16 protein-coding genes are annotated in these 13839 nt (G+C 62.1%); 3 read left to right on the top strand and 13 right to left on the bottom strand.

The features are described 5' to 3' along the window. Position 1: 1 nt before the first annotated feature. The 6 genes from DXT88_RS04400 to DXT88_RS04375 all read right to left on the bottom strand — a co-directional run bounded on the left by DXT88_RS04400 (position 2) and on the right by DXT88_RS04375 (position 4035). Positions 2-286, bottom strand: coding sequence for an STAS domain-containing protein (locus DXT88_RS04400; RefSeq protein WP_265211778.1), 285 nt, complete (start codon positions 284-286; stop codon positions 2-4). A gap of 22 nt (positions 287-308) precedes the next feature. Beyond that, complete coding sequence (locus tag DXT88_RS04395; protein ID WP_265211777.1) at positions 309-947, bottom strand: MlaC/ttg2D family ABC transporter substrate-binding protein; 639 nt, start codon at positions 945-947, stop codon at positions 309-311. Between the two features lie 243 nt (positions 948-1190). Then, positions 1191-1901, bottom strand: coding sequence for an MlaA family lipoprotein (locus DXT88_RS04390; RefSeq protein ID WP_265211776.1), 711 nt, complete (start codon positions 1899-1901; stop codon positions 1191-1193). Then, entirely contained in the window at positions 1898-2374 is a 477-nt protein-coding gene (mlaD, locus tag DXT88_RS04385) for an outer membrane lipid asymmetry maintenance protein MlaD (protein ID WP_029363542.1), read from the bottom strand. Before mlaD ends, DXT88_RS04390 begins: the two co-directional genes overlap by 4 nt. Before the next feature lie 81 nt (positions 2375-2455). Next, complete coding sequence (gene mlaE / locus DXT88_RS04380) at positions 2456-3235, bottom strand: lipid asymmetry maintenance ABC transporter permease subunit MlaE (protein ID WP_016834702.1); 780 nt, start codon at positions 3233-3235, stop codon at positions 2456-2458. Continuing rightward, positions 3232-4035: an ABC transporter ATP-binding protein gene (locus DXT88_RS04375; protein WP_029363543.1), complete on the bottom strand. Its 804-nt coding sequence runs from the start codon at positions 4033-4035 to the stop codon at positions 3232-3234. The genes mlaE and DXT88_RS04375 overlap by 4 nt, the downstream gene beginning before the upstream one ends. 290 nt (positions 4036-4325) lie before the next feature. Here DXT88_RS04375 and ychF point away from each other — a divergent pair, with 290 nt between their 5' ends. The 3 genes from ychF to DXT88_RS04360 all read left to right on the top strand — a co-directional run bounded on the left by ychF (position 4326) and on the right by DXT88_RS04360 (position 7565). Next, positions 4326-5417, top strand: coding sequence for a redox-regulated ATPase YchF (ychF, locus tag DXT88_RS04370; RefSeq protein ID WP_016834704.1), 1092 nt, complete (start codon positions 4326-4328; stop codon positions 5415-5417). Positions 5418-5432: 15 nt separating this feature from the next. Beyond that, positions 5433-6338, top strand: a complete 906-nt coding sequence (locus tag DXT88_RS04365) for a class I SAM-dependent methyltransferase (RefSeq protein ID WP_265211773.1) — start codon at positions 5433-5435, stop codon at positions 6336-6338. 132 nt (positions 6339-6470) lie between these two features. Next, positions 6471-7565 (top strand): GGDEF domain-containing protein, encoded by a 1095-nt coding sequence (locus DXT88_RS04360; RefSeq protein WP_265211772.1) that lies wholly within the window; start codon positions 6471-6473, stop codon positions 7563-7565. Between the two features lie 7 nt (positions 7566-7572). On the opposite strand, the gene DXT88_RS04355 is transcribed toward DXT88_RS04360, so the two are convergent. From DXT88_RS04355 to DXT88_RS04325, 7 genes are all read right to left on the bottom strand, one after another. Continuing rightward, complete coding sequence (locus DXT88_RS04355; RefSeq protein ID WP_265211771.1) at positions 7573-8454, bottom strand: DMT family transporter; 882 nt, start codon at positions 8452-8454, stop codon at positions 7573-7575. Positions 8455-8532: 78 nt separating this feature from the next. Next, on the bottom strand, positions 8533-10161 hold the full coding sequence (locus DXT88_RS04350) for a rhodanese-related sulfurtransferase (protein ID WP_265211770.1): 1629 nt from the start codon (positions 10159-10161) through the stop codon (positions 8533-8535). Continuing rightward, positions 10158-10775: a cysteine dioxygenase family protein gene (locus DXT88_RS04345; RefSeq protein WP_265211768.1), complete on the bottom strand. Its 618-nt coding sequence runs from the start codon at positions 10773-10775 to the stop codon at positions 10158-10160. Before DXT88_RS04345 ends, DXT88_RS04350 begins: the two co-directional genes overlap by 4 nt. Before the next feature lie 195 nt (positions 10776-10970). Next, positions 10971-11228 carry a YfhL family 4Fe-4S dicluster ferredoxin gene (locus DXT88_RS04340; RefSeq protein WP_016834711.1) on the bottom strand — a complete coding sequence of 86 codons (258 nt, stop codon included), beginning with the start codon at positions 11226-11228 and terminating at the stop codon, positions 10971-10973. A 72-nt stretch (positions 11229-11300) separates the two neighbouring features. Then, a complete protein-coding gene (coaD, locus tag DXT88_RS04335; RefSeq protein ID WP_029363547.1) occupies positions 11301-11789 on the bottom strand; it encodes a pantetheine-phosphate adenylyltransferase in 489 nt (162 codons plus the stop codon). 50 nt (positions 11790-11839) lie between these two features. Further along, on the bottom strand, positions 11840-12502 hold the full coding sequence (gene rsmD / locus DXT88_RS04330; protein ID WP_265211767.1) for a 16S rRNA (guanine(966)-N(2))-methyltransferase RsmD: 663 nt from the start codon (positions 12500-12502) through the stop codon (positions 11840-11842). A 4-nt stretch (positions 12503-12506) separates the two neighbouring features. After that, positions 12507-13823 carry a M16 family metallopeptidase gene (locus DXT88_RS04325; protein WP_265211766.1) on the bottom strand — a complete coding sequence of 439 codons (1317 nt, stop codon included), beginning with the start codon at positions 13821-13823 and terminating at the stop codon, positions 12507-12509. Between the last annotated feature and the right edge of the window lie 16 nt (positions 13824-13839).

Raw genomic sequence — 13839 nt, 5'->3', positions numbered from 1 at the left:
ATCAGTGGTGTCGGTCGGATGCAGAAGTCGGCGCACCCAGCAGCGACGCGGCGCCGTACAGGTCGACCAGGCTTTGCAGGTTGGCCGGCAGCGGGCCGAATTGCAGTGCCAGGCCCTTTTGCCGGGCGGCGCGTTGCCATGCCAGCAAGGTGGCGACAGCGGACGAATCGACGGTCGCGACGCCGCTCAGGTCGATTGCCGACTGGCCGCCGGCAATCGCCTGCAGGCCTGCCGCCAGCGTGGCGCTGGCGTTGTCGGCGGTAAGGGTGGTGCCGGGTTTGAACATGTCGGTTCCCTGTCGGTCCCGGTTACTTCTTGCCCGAACGCGCAGCCAGCTGCTTGTTCTTGTCGGACAGGCTCTTGATCAGGCCGTCGATGCCGCCCTTGGTGATTTCACTGTTGAAGGTGCCCTTGTAGGCCTCAACCAGCCAGGCGCCCATCACGTTGACGTCGTACATTTTCCATCCCGACGACAGCTTCTCGAGACGATAGCTCAGCTGGATCGGTTCGCCGCGCGACTGGATCACTTGCGAACGCACTTCCACTTCGGTGTCGGCCGGATCGGCGCGCAGCGGCTTGTATTCGACCTTCTGGTCGCGGATTTGCGACAGCGCGCCGGAATAGGTGTAGATCAACAGGCTGCGGAATTCGGTGATCAGCTGTTTTTGCTGTTCCGGTGTGGCCTGACGCCAGTAGCGGCCGGCCGCCAGCGAAGTCATGCGCTCGGAATCGACGTACGGCAGGATTTTTTCTTCCACCAGCGCAACGATGCGGTTGATGTTGCCGGCCTGGATTTCCTTGTCGCTCTTGGCGGTGTTGATGACGTCGTCGCTGATGCGCTTGACCAGCGCGTCAGGCGCTTCCTGCGCCGAAGCGGTGGAAGCGAAGGCAAACGTTAGCGCGGAAGCCGACACGGCAATCGCCAGGAATTTGGTAAGCATGTTCATAATCTACGATCCATTCATAAATAAGGCGCCACGATCCGTTTCTCGTTACCGCTCAAGCCGCCCCGGACATGATCCGGCGCGCTGTTGTCGGTCCACTTTGCCATAAAAATACGGCGCGTGTCCGGCAGGCATCCAAACGGATACCGGATATACAACGTGGTTGCATTCTCCGGATTTTCAAGTGAGGCCGGGCGCGATGAACGCGCCCGGCCGGTTTCACCTGTAATGCAGGTCGCTCGCCGGTTACGGCTTGACGACTTCTTCCTTGCTGCGATGATCGTCCTTGGTGCCGTCGATCTGCGACTGACGGCTTTGCAGATAGGTGTCGCGCACAAAGTCATACTTGTCCAGCGCGGCGTCTTCCAGCAGGTTGGAAGCGTCCAGCAACTGCGCACGCTTGTCGATCACGCGCACCACCGAACCGACGTTACGCCAGCGCACCGGCTTCTTGTACGACCACAGATCGCCGTAGAAATCGGCAGGCAGCGCTGCAGTGTCGCGAATCGTCGACGGTCCCAGCAACGGCAGCACGACGTACGGACCGGAGCCTACGCCCCATTTGCCCAGTGTCTGACCAAAGTCGGACTTTTGCTTCGGCAGGCGGGCCTCGGTACTGACGTCGAGCACGCCGACCAGACCGAAGGTGGTGTTGACCGCCACACGCATGAAGCTGGTGACGCCGGTTTCAATGCGGCCTTGCAGTACCTGGTTCACCGCCGACCAGAGATCGCCGATATTGCCGAAGAAATTGCCGATGCCGGTCTGCACAAAATTCGGCAGGACGAACTGATATGCCTGCGCGGCCGGCTTCAGCGCCACCTTGTCGACGGTGTCGTTGAAGCTGAACATCGCGCGGTTGAAGCCTTCAAGCGGGTCGTTCGGGTTTTGCGACGTCGCGCAACCACTGAGCGCGGCGACCATGGCCAGCGCCGCAATGCGAGCTGCTATTTTCATTTTGAATTATCCTTTCCCTCTGCTGCCTTGCTATATAAGAACTGGCTGATCAGGTTCTCCAGCACGATCGCCGATTGCGTCATCTTGATCGTGTCGCCTGCCGCCAGATTTTTTACATCACCCCCCGGTTCGATACCGACGTATTGCTCGCCAAGCAGGCCTGAAGTCAGGATCTTGGCGGAACTATCCTTTGGAAACTGGTAGCGCTCGTCCATGTTGAGCGTCACCGATGCCTGAAATGTCTTGTCGTCGAAGCGGATCGCGTCCACACGTCCGACCACCACGCCGGCGCTCTTGACCGCTGCGCGCGGCTTGAGGCCGCCGATGTTGTCGAACTTGGTGGTAATCGAATAGGTCTTCTGGCTGAACGAGAACGAGCTCATGTTGCCCGCCTTGAGCGCGAGGAAAACCAGCGCGGCCGCTCCCAGCAAGACAAACAAACCCACCCACACGTCTAATGTTTTACGTTGCATACACTGCCATCCTAAAAATCAATCCGAAGCCCGCGATGAAGTTCGTTGCGGACTTGCCCTCATTATCCTGACCGCCCTGCCTTAGCTGAACATCAGCGCCGTCAGCAGGAAGTCCAATCCCAACACCATCAGCGAAGCGATCACGACCGTGCGCGTGGTGGCGCGCGAGACGCCTTCGGGGGTCGGCTTGGCTTCATAGCCCTGATACAGGGCAACAAAGGTTACCGCAATACCGAAAACGATGCTCTTGAGCACGCCGTTGGCGATGTCGTTCCACACATCCACGCCGCCCTGCATCTGCGACCAGAACGCGCCTTCGTCGACGCCGATCATCAGTACACCCACAATATAACCACCGATCACACCGACGGCACTAAAAATCGCGGCCAGCACTGGCATGGCAACAACACCGGCCCAGAAGCGCGGCGCGACCACGCGCTGCAGCGGATCGACGGCCATCATTTCCATTGCCGACAATTGCTCGCCGGCCTTCATCAGGCCGATCTCCGCCGTCAGCGACGTGCCTGCGCGGCCGGCGAACAGCAAGGCCGTCACGACCGGCCCCAGCTCGCGCGTCAGCGACAGAGCCACCAGCAGGCCCAACGCCTGTTCGGAACCGTATTTGTTGAGCGTGTAATAACCTTGCAGGCCCAGCACGAAGCCGACGAACAGGCCCGACACGGCGATGATGACCAGCGAATAATTACCGATGAAGTGGATCTGGTCGGTGATCAGACGCGGACGCCGCCACAGGCCGCCCGACGAGCGGATCACGGTCCAGAACATGCGCGCGGCGAAACCGAGGCCGAGCACGAATTCGCGCACGGAGCGGCCGATGCCGCCCAGGAAACCAGCGATCATTGACGACCTCCCAGGCCGACGTCCTCTGCCAACGAGCGGCCCGGATAATGGAACGGCACCGGGCCGTCGGCCTCGGCGTGCACGAATTGCTTCACATACGGGTCTTGCGAGGCGCGCATTTCATCAGGAGTGCCTTGCGCGACGATCTTGCCTGCCGACAGGAAGTAGACGTAGTCGGCGATGCCGAACGACTCGTTGACGTCATGCGACACCAGGATCGAGGTCGAGCCGAGCGCGTCGTTGAGCTTGCGGATCAGGTTGGCGGTGACGCCCATGGAAATCGGATCGAGCCCGGCGAACGGCTCGTCATACATGATCAGCGCGGGATCCAGCGCGATCGCGCGCGCCAGCGCCACACGGCGCGCCATGCCGCCGGAAATCTCGGCCGGCTTGAGCGATGCGGCATTGCGCAGGCCGACCGCATTGAGCTTGAGCAGCACCAGGTCGCGGATCAGTTCTTCCGGCAGGTCGGTGTGTTCATGCAGCGGGAAGGCGACGTTGTCGAACACCGTCATGTCGGTAAACAGCGCGCCGTTCTGGAACAGCATGCCCATCTTGCGGCGCAGGCGGTACAGGTCGCGCGTGTCGAGCGACGGCACGTTCTCGCCGTCCACCGTCAGCGTGCCCGACTGCGGGCGCAACTGACCGCCGATCAGGCGCAGGATGGTGGTCTTGCCGGAGCCGGATCCGCCCATGACGGCAATCACTTTTCCACGCGGGAAGTCCATGCGGAGGCCCGACAGGATCGGGCGGTCCCCATAACCAAAGTGCAAGTCGCGGATTTCTACGATGTTAGGCAAGACGAATACCAAGAATTCTCCAAAGGCGACATTGTAGAGCAAAAACAGCAATTGCTTTCGGCGAGACAATAGGCAGTGTAAATACAATCCAACGGCAAGCTGGGCATTTAACGTCTTGAAACAAACAGGCAACACTTTAACTGACCAATTCCAGCGACTTGAGATACGCTTTTTATGTTTCCGCGCCGCAGCACAAAGCTTGCCAAGGATGCCGCTCCGGCCACAGCAAAGCTGCGGACCGGCCGCCCGACTTGATACAATACCGCTTTTGATTAAGAAAGAATTTTGTCATGAGCCTCAAATGCGGCATCGTCGGCCTGCCCAACGTCGGTAAATCGACCCTGTTCAATGCCTTGACCAAGGCGGGCATTCCCGCTGAAAACTACCCGTTCTGCACCATCGAACCGAACGTCGGCATGGTCGAAGTGCCCGATCCGCGCCTGCAGGCGCTGGCAGAAATCGTCAAGCCGGAACGCATTCTTTCGGCAACCGTGGAGTTCGTCGACATCGCCGGCCTGGTGGCGGGCGCCTCCAAGGGCGAAGGCCTGGGCAACCAGTTCCTGTCCCACATCCGCGAAACCGACGCCATCGTCAACGTGGTGCGCTGCTTCGAAGATCCGAACGTGATCCACGTGGCCGGCAAGGTCAGCCCGCTGGACGACATCGCCGTGATCCAGACCGAACTGGCGCTGGCCGACATGGGCACCGTCGAGAAGGCAATCCACCGCGAACAGAAAAAAGCCCGTTCGGGCGACAAGGACGCCGCCAAGCTGGTGGCGCTGCTGGAACGCATCATGCCGGCGTTGGACGATGCCCAGCCGGTGCGCGCACTCGGCCTCGACGCTGAAGAAATGGCGCTGATCAAACCGCTGTGCCTGATCACGGCCAAGCCGGCCATGTATGTGGCCAACGTCTCCGACACCGGCTTCACCGACAACCCGCTGCTGGACCTGTTGACCAAATACGCGGCGGAACAAGGCGCTCCGATCGTCGCCATCTGCGCCTCCATCGAATCGGAAATCGCCGACCTCGACGACGCCGACAAGGCCGAGTTCCTGGCCGACATGGGCATGGAAGAACCGGGTCTGGATCGCCTGATCCGCGCCGCCTTCAAGCTGCTCGGCCTGCAGACCTACTTCACCGCAGGCGTCAAGGAAGTGCGCGCCTGGACCGTGCCGGTCGGCGCCACCGGCCCGCAAGCCGCCGGCGTGATCCACACCGACTTTGAACGCGGCTTCATCCGCGCGCAGACCATCGCCTATGAAGACTTCATCGCCTACAAGGGTGAAAACGGCGCCAAGGAAGCGGGCAAGATGCGCGCCGAAGGCAAGGAATACGTGGTCAGGGACGGCGACGTGATGAACTTCCTGTTCAACGTCTGAGTCAGCGTCGTTCTTATGAGCAGCAAGAAGCACAACAAACCTGCGGCGGCGCCTGCCACTGGCGCCGCAGGTTCCAGCGGCGCCAGCCCTGTCGCAACGATCCCGGAAATCCGGCCGGGCCAGTCGGTCGAACTGCTCAAGGAATTGCACATCCTGACGCGCGACGGCAAGCTCAACCAGGACAGCCGCCGCAAGCTCAAGCAGGTCTATCACCTGTATCAGTTCATCGAACCGCTGCTGCAGGAAATACGCAACACGCATCCCGATGTCAGCGTGGTCGATCATGGCGCCGGCAAGTCTTACCTCGGCTTCATTCTGTACGACCTGTTCTTCAAGGCGCTGGAAGGCAATTCGCGCATCTACGGCATCGAGACGCGCGAAGAACTGGTGCAGAAATCGACCGCGCTGGCCAAACGCCTGGGCTTCCCGGGCATGTCCTTCCTCAACCTGTCGGTGGCGGACTCGATCGGCTCGACCGCCCTGCCCGAACAGATTGACGTCGTCACCGCACTGCACGCCTGCGACACGGCGACCGACGACGCCATCCATTTCGCGCTGAAAAAACACGCGCAGTTCATCGTGCTGGTGCCGTGCTGCCAGGCCGAAGTCGCCTCCGTGCTCAACCGCAACAAGGGCGCCTCGCTGGGCCGCACTTCGCTGACCGAGCTATGGCGCCATCCGCTGCACACGCGCGAATTCGGCAGCCAGGTCACCAACGTGCTGCGCTGCCTGCAACTGGAGGCGCACGGCTACCAGGTCAGCGTCACGGAACTGGTCGGCTGGGAACACTCGATGAAAAATGAACTGATCATCGCCCGCTACAAGGACCTGCCGCGCAAGCGGCCAACCGAACGCCTGCAGGACGTGTTGCAGTCGCTCGGTCTGGAAGAGATGGGCGAGCGTTTTTTCAGCACGCTGTAAGCCAATCGCGGCGCGCTGGTGGTAAGCTTGTGCGTCCGCAGCAAATCCGCTGCCGGGCAAGGGGAACGCGGCTCAGGCCAGCGTTGAGGGTATCAAGGGAAACAAGCAAAAACGGCACAAGACCGGACCACGATGAATAGCGCTGTCGACACCCAGGCACTGATGGAAGAAAACCAGCAGTTGCACGCCGAGTTGCAGGACCTGCTGGAGCAGGCCCGGATCAACCAGCAAATCATGCAGCGCCACCAGGCTTTCGACCTGCGCCTGATCGGCTCAAGCGAATTCCGCGACCTGATCGAAACGGTGTCGCTCTTGATGCCCAACACCTTCAACCTGGAAATCGTCACGCTCTCGCTGGTCGACTACGCGTTCGACGTGCGCCGCATCCTGCACGACCTGCAAATCGGCCTCGACGAATATCCCAACCTGCTGTTCCGGGCCGAAGACGGCCCCGCCCTGCCGCTGGAAAAACCCACGCTCGGCCCCTATCAGGATGACGTGCACCAATCGCTGTTCCCGACCTACCGGCCCGCCAGCGTGGCGATCCTGCCGCTGACGCGTCATCAGACACTGATCGGCTACCTGGCCCTGGGCAGCGCCCATGAAGGCCGCTTCACCGGCAACCTGGCGACCGACTTCATCGAACGGCTGGCCTCGGTGGTGGCGATCTGCCTGGAAAACGTCATCAACAATGAGCGCCTCAAGCACATCGGATTGACCGACCCGCTCACCGGCGTCAACAACCGCCGCTACATCGAACAACGCATGCAGGAAGAAATCGGCCGCGCCCAACGCGACCGCTCGGCGCTGTCCTGCCTGTTCATCGACATCGACCACTTCAAACGCGTCAACGACAAGTTCGGCCACCAGAGCGGCGACGACGTGTTGCGCGAAGTGGCCACACGCATCAAGAAGGAATTGCGCCTGAGCGATTCGCTCGGCCGTTACGGCGGCGAAGAATTCATCGTGCTGCTGACCCAGGCGACCTTGCACGATGCCGAACGCATCGCCGAACGCATCCGCGCCAGTGTGGCCCAGCAAGCCATTGAGATCGTCGGCGCCGACGAAGCGCTGCAAGTCACCGTCTCCATCGGCGCCGCCTCACAAACACCGCCCGACCGCAGCATGCCGGCCGACCAGGCGCGCCAGAAACTGATCGCCAGCGCCGACGAAGCGCTCTACCGCGCCAAGGAAGGCGGCCGCAACCGGGTGATGCTGGCCGGCTGAAAACGCCTCAGCCGGATCTCGCTGCGCGGTCACGCACCAGCCACGGCGTGGCGATGATCAAGGCGCCGCCGATCAGATCCTGGACGCGCAATTCCGCCGCCCCGAACAGCCACGCCGATACCGAGGCGATGATGATTTCCACCAGCATGACCACCGCCGTGATGTTCGCCGGCAGCCGCGCCACGCCGTATTGCAGGCACAGGTTGGACACCATGAACAGCACCGACCACAAGGCCAGCGTCGGCACCGACGGCGCGCCGATGGCGCCGGGCCAGGCGATCAATCCGGATGCCGCCAGCGCCGCACCCAGGATAATCGAGAGCAGCGCGCCGCCGCTCAGCATGGCGACCGCACGGGCGCCGTCGGCAACCCCATGCAGGCGACGCAACATGATGTTGTTGACGGCGAAGAAGAAACCGCCGGCCAGCGCTACCCAGTCGGCCAGATCGTGCGGCAAGGGCACACCGATGGCCGGCTGATACAACACGATGACGGCGCCGGTGAGGCCCAGTGCAATCCGTAGCAAGGCGCGCTGCGTGATCGGCTCGTGCAGCACCAGTCGCGCCAGGATCACGGCCCAGATCGGCATCAGGTAAAACAGCAGCACCACGCGCACCACGTCGCCGAACGCCACCGCGCCGTTGAAGGCGGTGTTGGTCAGGCCGGATGCAATCGCCACGTAAACCAGCTCGGGATGCTTGCCGATCTCGCGCAGCGATTTGCGCTTGAGCAGCAGCATCCAGATCGTGCAGCAGGAAAAGATGATCGCGGTCGCCCACAGCGGATGGATGCCCTGCTGCTGGAGCGATTTGAAGGCGATCCAGGACAAGCCCCAGATGGTGGTGTTGACGAGCAGTGCGCCGACTGCGCGCGGCGGGATGTGTTGCATGAATACCGTTTCAAAAGAAAACGCGACCGTCATTGTAATCGGGTCGCGTGCTTTCTTCGTCTGTTGCTCAGCAATACCTCATATGACCTGGAACCCATGAGTGCCGTCGCGGCCGAGCTGCTCGACCAGGCCGAACTCCCAGTCGAGGTAGGCCTGCATGGCGGAGGCGGGATTGTCGGTGCCTTCGTAGGGACGACGGTAGCGGTCGATGCGCGGCGAGGCCAGCGAGGTCGCGCCGGTCTCAAGCGGCAGGCCGGCGACCTTCCAGCCGTTGTTGCCGCCTTCCAGCAGGAACACCGGCTTGTCGGTCAGCGCCGCCAGGTCGCCGATGACGAATGCCGCCAACAGGCTGCTGCCGCAGGTAACCACGTAACGCTCGGCTGCCGGTACCTTCTGCAAGGCTTGCGCCAGTTGCGAGCGCAAGGCAAACCAGGCGCCGGGAATATGCTGTTTGACGTAATTCGCGCTGGTGGAGAAATCCAGCACCACAGTACCCTTGCCTGCCTTGCCTTTGGCTTTGTCTTGTTCCAGCCAGCCGGCCAATGTCTGCGGCGTAATTTTTTCAGAGGACGGCGCCGGCGGCAATTCACGCGGCGCCGGGCCTTGCTCGCTGAACTGCGGCGCGGTCGCGCCATCGAGCACGTAGACTTCCCACGCCATTTGCGCCAGCCACGACGCCGTCATGTTGGCGCGTACGCCGTCGTCGTCGACCAGCACGATGCGGGCGCCGCGCACGGCGGCGTTGGATTCGGTCTCCTGCACCAGCTGGCCGCCGGGCGCGCTGAGGAAGCCGGGCAGATGACCTGCCTCATACTCCTGCGGCGTGCGCACGTCGAAGCGATAGGTGGTGCGCGCGGTGTCGGCGCGCAGCGCTTGCAAACCCTGCGCATCCAGCCGCTTGACGCCGGCGCGCTCCGCCACGGCGAGAGCGTCGGCCGCCGCCTGTACGCGCGTTGCCGCCGTCAGCTCAACCGGGAATTGGCGGCTGTTGCCGTGTTCGAGCTCTTGCCCGGCCAGCGTCCAGCCGATGGTGCCGTTGCGCAGCGCGTGGACCGGGTTGGGAATGCCGGCGTTGACCAGCGATTGCGTGCCGATGATGCTGCGCGTACGGCCGGCGCAGTTGACGATCACGCGCGTGTTCGGATCCGGCGCCAGCTCGCGCACGCGCAAGACCAGCTCGGCGCCGGGCACGCTGATCGAGGTCGGGATGTTCATGTTCTGGTATTCGTCGAAGCGGCGCGCATCGAGCACCACCACGTTTTCCTTCGCGTCGAGCAGAGCCTTTACCTCGGGCGCCGACAGCGAAGGCGTGTGACGCTTGCTTTCCACCAGTTCGCCGAAGGATTTGCTAGGCACGTTGACGTCCTGGAACAGTTCGCCGCCGGCGGCCTTCCACCCCGCCACGCCGCCGTCGAGCACGCTGACGTTGCTGTAACCGAGCGCGACGAAACGGCCGGCAGCCTTCTGCGCCAGGCCTTCGCCGTCGTCGAGCACGACAATCGCGGTGTCGCGCCGCGGGATGCGCGCGTAGGCCAGCAGCTCCAGGTGCGAGAACGACAGATTGGAGGCGAACAGCGGATGCGCTTCGGCGTGCGGCGCTTCTTCGCGCACGTCGAGCAGTGCAATTTCACGGCGCGCCAGGAGATCGTCGCGGACTTGTTGAAAGTTTCGTGTATCAACGCCAATGGGGATGCGGATGCTGCTCATGTCGTCTTCGTCTCCTTGGATAAATCCCAGATGTTGGGCAGCGTGTCGTTCGAATAACCCGAGATGAAGGCCTTGCGCGTGCCGTCCGGCTGATACACCGAACGATGCACCGCGCCGATGTTGGCGCCGTAGACGTGCACGCTGATCGACACCTGGTCCGCATGCGCATTGTGCACGCGGTGGATATCGTCGAGGCCGTCGACATTGGGCGAAATCGGCTCCACCATGCCGGGCGTCAATTGTATCGGTTCTCCGTGCGGCGCGAGCGAGCGCTTGCCGTCACCCTCGTCCCAACGGTAGGACTGCGAATATTCCGAGCCGCGCAGCATGCCGATCAGGCCCCATACGGTATGGTCGTGCACCGGCGTTTGCTGGCCCGGTCCCCAGACGAAGCTGACCACCGAAAAACGCTGGGCCGAATCGACATGCAGCAGGTATTGGCGATAGCGTTCCGGATCAGGTTGGGCATAGGCTTCCGGCAGCCAGTCGTCGACTGCGACCAGGTCGCGCAGGAGCTCGGCGCCGTCGCGCAGTATCGCCGCTTCGCCGTGTTCACGCTCGAGCAAGGCAGAAAAGGAAGTGATGAAATGACGCAGGCGCTGATGATTGGGCATGGCTGTTTTCCCGGCGGGGCGGCCGCTGGAATCCATCGGCGCGCGCGTGAAACTGCGAAAAAAGTGGCGAGCGACGATGATACCGCGCCAGCAGCGCACGGCAGAAATACCAACTGCCTATATGCAAGCAGGTTTTTCTTATGAGACGAAGGAAAAGAAGAAAGGAAAAGAAGAAAGGAAGTGCGGGAGGAACGATCAGCTCTTGGCCGCGGCCTGCAACGTTTCATACTTGAGCATCAGTTGCTCTTTGGATTCGCGCCAGGCGGGATCGAACGGGATGCAGGCGACCGGGCAGACCTGCTGGCATTGCGGCTCATCGAAGTGGCCGACGCATTCGGTGCACTTGTTGTGGTCGATTTCATAGATCTGCGGCCCCATGTAAATCGCCTCGTTCGGGCACTCGGGCTCGCAGACGTCGCAATTGATGCAATCATCGGTGATCATCAGTGCCATACAAACGCTTCCTTTACATGCAGCATGCCGTCGGACTGCCGACCGGTTTCGTTCCGGCAGGCAATGCAGACATTACAAATCCATCTTGGCCATCTTTTCCTTCAGCCATTTTTCGACCGAGGGAAATACAAACTTCGACACGTCGCCGCCCAGCAGGGCGATTTCGCGCACGATGGTGCCCGATATGAATTGATATTGGTCCGACGGCGTCAGAAACAAGGTTTCCACGTCGGGCAACAGATAACGATTCATGCCGGCCATCTGGAATTCGTATTCGAAATCCGATACCGCGCGCAGGCCGCGCACGATCACGCGGGCATTGTTTTGCCGCACGAAATCCTTGAGCAGCCCGGAAAAACTTTCCACCTGGACATTCGGGTAGTGTCCGAGTATTTCATTTGCTATCGACAGGCGCTCCTCGAGGGAGAAAAACGGCTTCTTGTTTTTGCTGTCCGCTACGCCTACGACCAACTTGTCAAACAATCCCGATGCGCGTCTTACCAGATCTTCATGGCCACGCGTCAACGGATCGAATGTTCCCGGATAAACAGCTGTCACCATCAGGGTCTCTCCTCACCAGCTAAGCAATCAGAACGCGCATTATGCCTGAATTAGTCGATGTTTTTGCGCCGCAATAAATGATAAAACACCATGCCCGCCTTGTCGGCCCGGACAACTTCCCACGGCGCCATCCAGGCGGGCAGATCCTCGCCTTCCAGCGCGTGCTCCGATTCGACATACACCAGGCCGCCGTCGGCCAGCACTTGCTCGCATACGGGCAAGATCCTGGCGAGCCAATCCTGATGATACGGCGGATCGGCGAAGATGAGGTTGAATCCCGCGGTTGAATTTGCCGGCGTCAGGCTTGGCGCCTTGTATCCCTGCAGCAGGGCCAGCGCATCGCCGCGCCGTACTTCGACCTGCGCGGCTTTCAATTTTTCCTTGCTGGCGTCGAGCTGACGGGCGGCGGGACCGTAACTCTCCACCATGACCACGCGCTGGGCCCCGCGGCTGGCGGCTTCGAAGCCGAGCGCGCCGGTGCCGGCGAACAGGTCGAGGCAGCGCACGCCTTGCCAGTCGGCGTCGATCAGGTGCGTGATCCAGTTGAACACCGTCTCGCGCACGCGGTCCGGCGTCGGACGCAGGCCTTCGGCGTCAAGCACCGGCAGCGGCGTGCGCTTCCACAATCCTCCAATGATGCGCACCTGGTGCGGAGCGCGATTGCTGTGGTGGCCGCCGGCGGCCACGCCATGTTTTCTTGCTGTCTTGCTCATGTTTTTATTTTGCCTCGCCGACCACGACCGTACTGAGTTGATCGAGGGCGATTTTACGTTTGAAAGCAGCGCGGATTTGCGCCACGGTGACTTTGCCGATATTGGCGGTCCAGGTGTCGAGATAGTCCAGCGGCAGGCCGTAATAGCCGATCACCGCGAGGTTGTCGAGAATCTTGCGATTGTTGTCGATGCGCAGCGCGAAGCCGCCGACCAGGTTGTCCTTGGCCGCCTTGAGCTCTGCCGCGGTCGGACCGTCGCGCAGGTAGTCGGCCAGCGTGCGGCGCACTACCCCGAGCGCTTCGGCGGTCTGCTCCTGCTTGGTCTGCAGGCCGATCTGGAACGGCCCTTTCTGCGCCAGCGGCGAGAAGTAGCTGTAGACGCTGTAGGTCAGCGCGCGCTTCTCGCGCACTTCATTGGTCAGGCGCGAGACGAAACCGCCGCCGCCGAGGATGTAGTTGCCGACCGTCAGCGCGAAGAAATCCGGATCGCCGCGCACCAGCGCCGGCATGCCGATCAGGATATGCGACTGCGAAGCGGGATGGCTGATGCGCTGGTCCTTGGGCGCGGCGAGCGCGACTTCCGGCAAGGCCGGCAACGCCAGGCCTTGCGGCAACTGCTGCGTCAGCCTTTGCGCGATCTGGTCGGCTTGGGCGCGCGTGACGTCGCCGATCATGGCGACCACGGCGCGGTTGGCGACATAGTGCGTGCGATGGAAGGCGACCAGGTCGTCGCGCGTAATGGCGGCAACGCTGTCTTCGCTTTCCTGGCGCGCGTAGGGATGCGTTCCGTAGAGCGCCGCCCAGAATGCCTTGGCGGCGATATCTTCGGCCTTGGTCTGCGACTCGCGCACGTCGGCGATGGTGCGTGCCTTGTCGCGGGCGAACAACGCCTCGGGGAAGCTCGGCTGCGCCAGCGTGCGCGCCAGCAAGCCGATCGCAGCGTCGCGTTCGGCGGCACTCGACAACATGCGCATGGTCACGCCGGCGCGATCCATGCTGGCGCCGCCGCCGCGCTGGGCGGCGACGTCGGCGAGGCCGTCGAGTATCTGCGCTTCAGTCAACCCAGGCTTGTCGCCTGAAGCGGCTACGCCACGCGTGAGTTGAGCGTTGGCCAGCGCGGCCAGTCCGGATTTGCCGTCGGGATCGCGGCGCGCACCGGCGTCGAATTCCACGCTCAGATCGAGCATTGGAATCGCGTGGTTTTCCACGAACAGCACGCGCGCGCCATTGGGCAGCGACCACGACTGGATCTGCAGGGCCGCTTGCGCCTGCACTGCAAAGCCGCCGAGAACAACAGCGCACAACAACAAGTATTTTTTCATCTTGATACCGGACCAA

Source organism: Herbaspirillum lusitanum (assembly GCF_026127345.1).
Classification (GTDB): domain Bacteria; phylum Pseudomonadota; class Gammaproteobacteria; order Burkholderiales; family Burkholderiaceae_D; genus Herbaspirillum; species Herbaspirillum lusitanum.
This window is presented reverse-complemented; position numbering and strand designations above follow the sequence as displayed.

Excerpts from the sequence above, each read along its gene's own strand:
- DXT88_RS04400 (WP_265211778.1), bottom strand. The coding sequence starts at position 286 with ATGTTCAAACCCGGCACCACCCTTACCGCCGACAACGCCAGCGCCACG.
- DXT88_RS04395 (WP_265211777.1), bottom strand. The coding sequence starts at position 947 with ATGAACATGCTTACCAAATTCCTGGCGATTGCCGTGTCGGCTTCCGCG.
- DXT88_RS04390 (WP_265211776.1), bottom strand. The coding sequence starts at position 1,901 with ATGAAAATAGCAGCTCGCATTGCGGCGCTGGCCATGGTCGCCGCGCTC.
- mlaD (WP_029363542.1), bottom strand. The coding sequence starts at position 2,374 with ATGCAACGTAAAACATTAGACGTGTGGGTGGGTTTGTTTGTCTTGCTG.
- mlaE (WP_016834702.1), bottom strand. The coding sequence starts at position 3,235 with ATGATCGCTGGTTTCCTGGGCGGCATCGGCCGCTCCGTGCGCGAATTC.
- ychF (WP_016834704.1), top strand. The coding sequence starts at position 4,326 with ATGAGCCTCAAATGCGGCATCGTCGGCCTGCCCAACGTCGGTAAATCG.
- DXT88_RS04365 (WP_265211773.1), top strand. The coding sequence starts at position 5,433 with ATGAGCAGCAAGAAGCACAACAAACCTGCGGCGGCGCCTGCCACTGGC.
- DXT88_RS04360 (WP_265211772.1), top strand. The coding sequence starts at position 6,471 with ATGAATAGCGCTGTCGACACCCAGGCACTGATGGAAGAAAACCAGCAG.
- DXT88_RS04355 (WP_265211771.1), bottom strand. The coding sequence starts at position 8,454 with ATGCAACACATCCCGCCGCGCGCAGTCGGCGCACTGCTCGTCAACACC.
- DXT88_RS04350 (WP_265211770.1), bottom strand. The coding sequence starts at position 10,161 with ATGAGCAGCATCCGCATCCCCATTGGCGTTGATACACGAAACTTTCAA.
- DXT88_RS04345 (WP_265211768.1), bottom strand. The coding sequence starts at position 10,775 with ATGCCCAATCATCAGCGCCTGCGTCATTTCATCACTTCCTTTTCTGCC.
- DXT88_RS04340 (WP_016834711.1), bottom strand. The coding sequence starts at position 11,228 with ATGGCACTGATGATCACCGATGATTGCATCAATTGCGACGTCTGCGAG.
- coaD (WP_029363547.1), bottom strand. The coding sequence starts at position 11,789 with ATGGTGACAGCTGTTTATCCGGGAACATTCGATCCGTTGACGCGTGGC.
- rsmD (WP_265211767.1), bottom strand. The coding sequence starts at position 12,502 with ATGAGCAAGACAGCAAGAAAACATGGCGTGGCCGCCGGCGGCCACCAC.
- DXT88_RS04325 (WP_265211766.1), bottom strand. The coding sequence starts at position 13,823 with ATGAAAAAATACTTGTTGTTGTGCGCTGTTGTTCTCGGCGGCTTTGCA.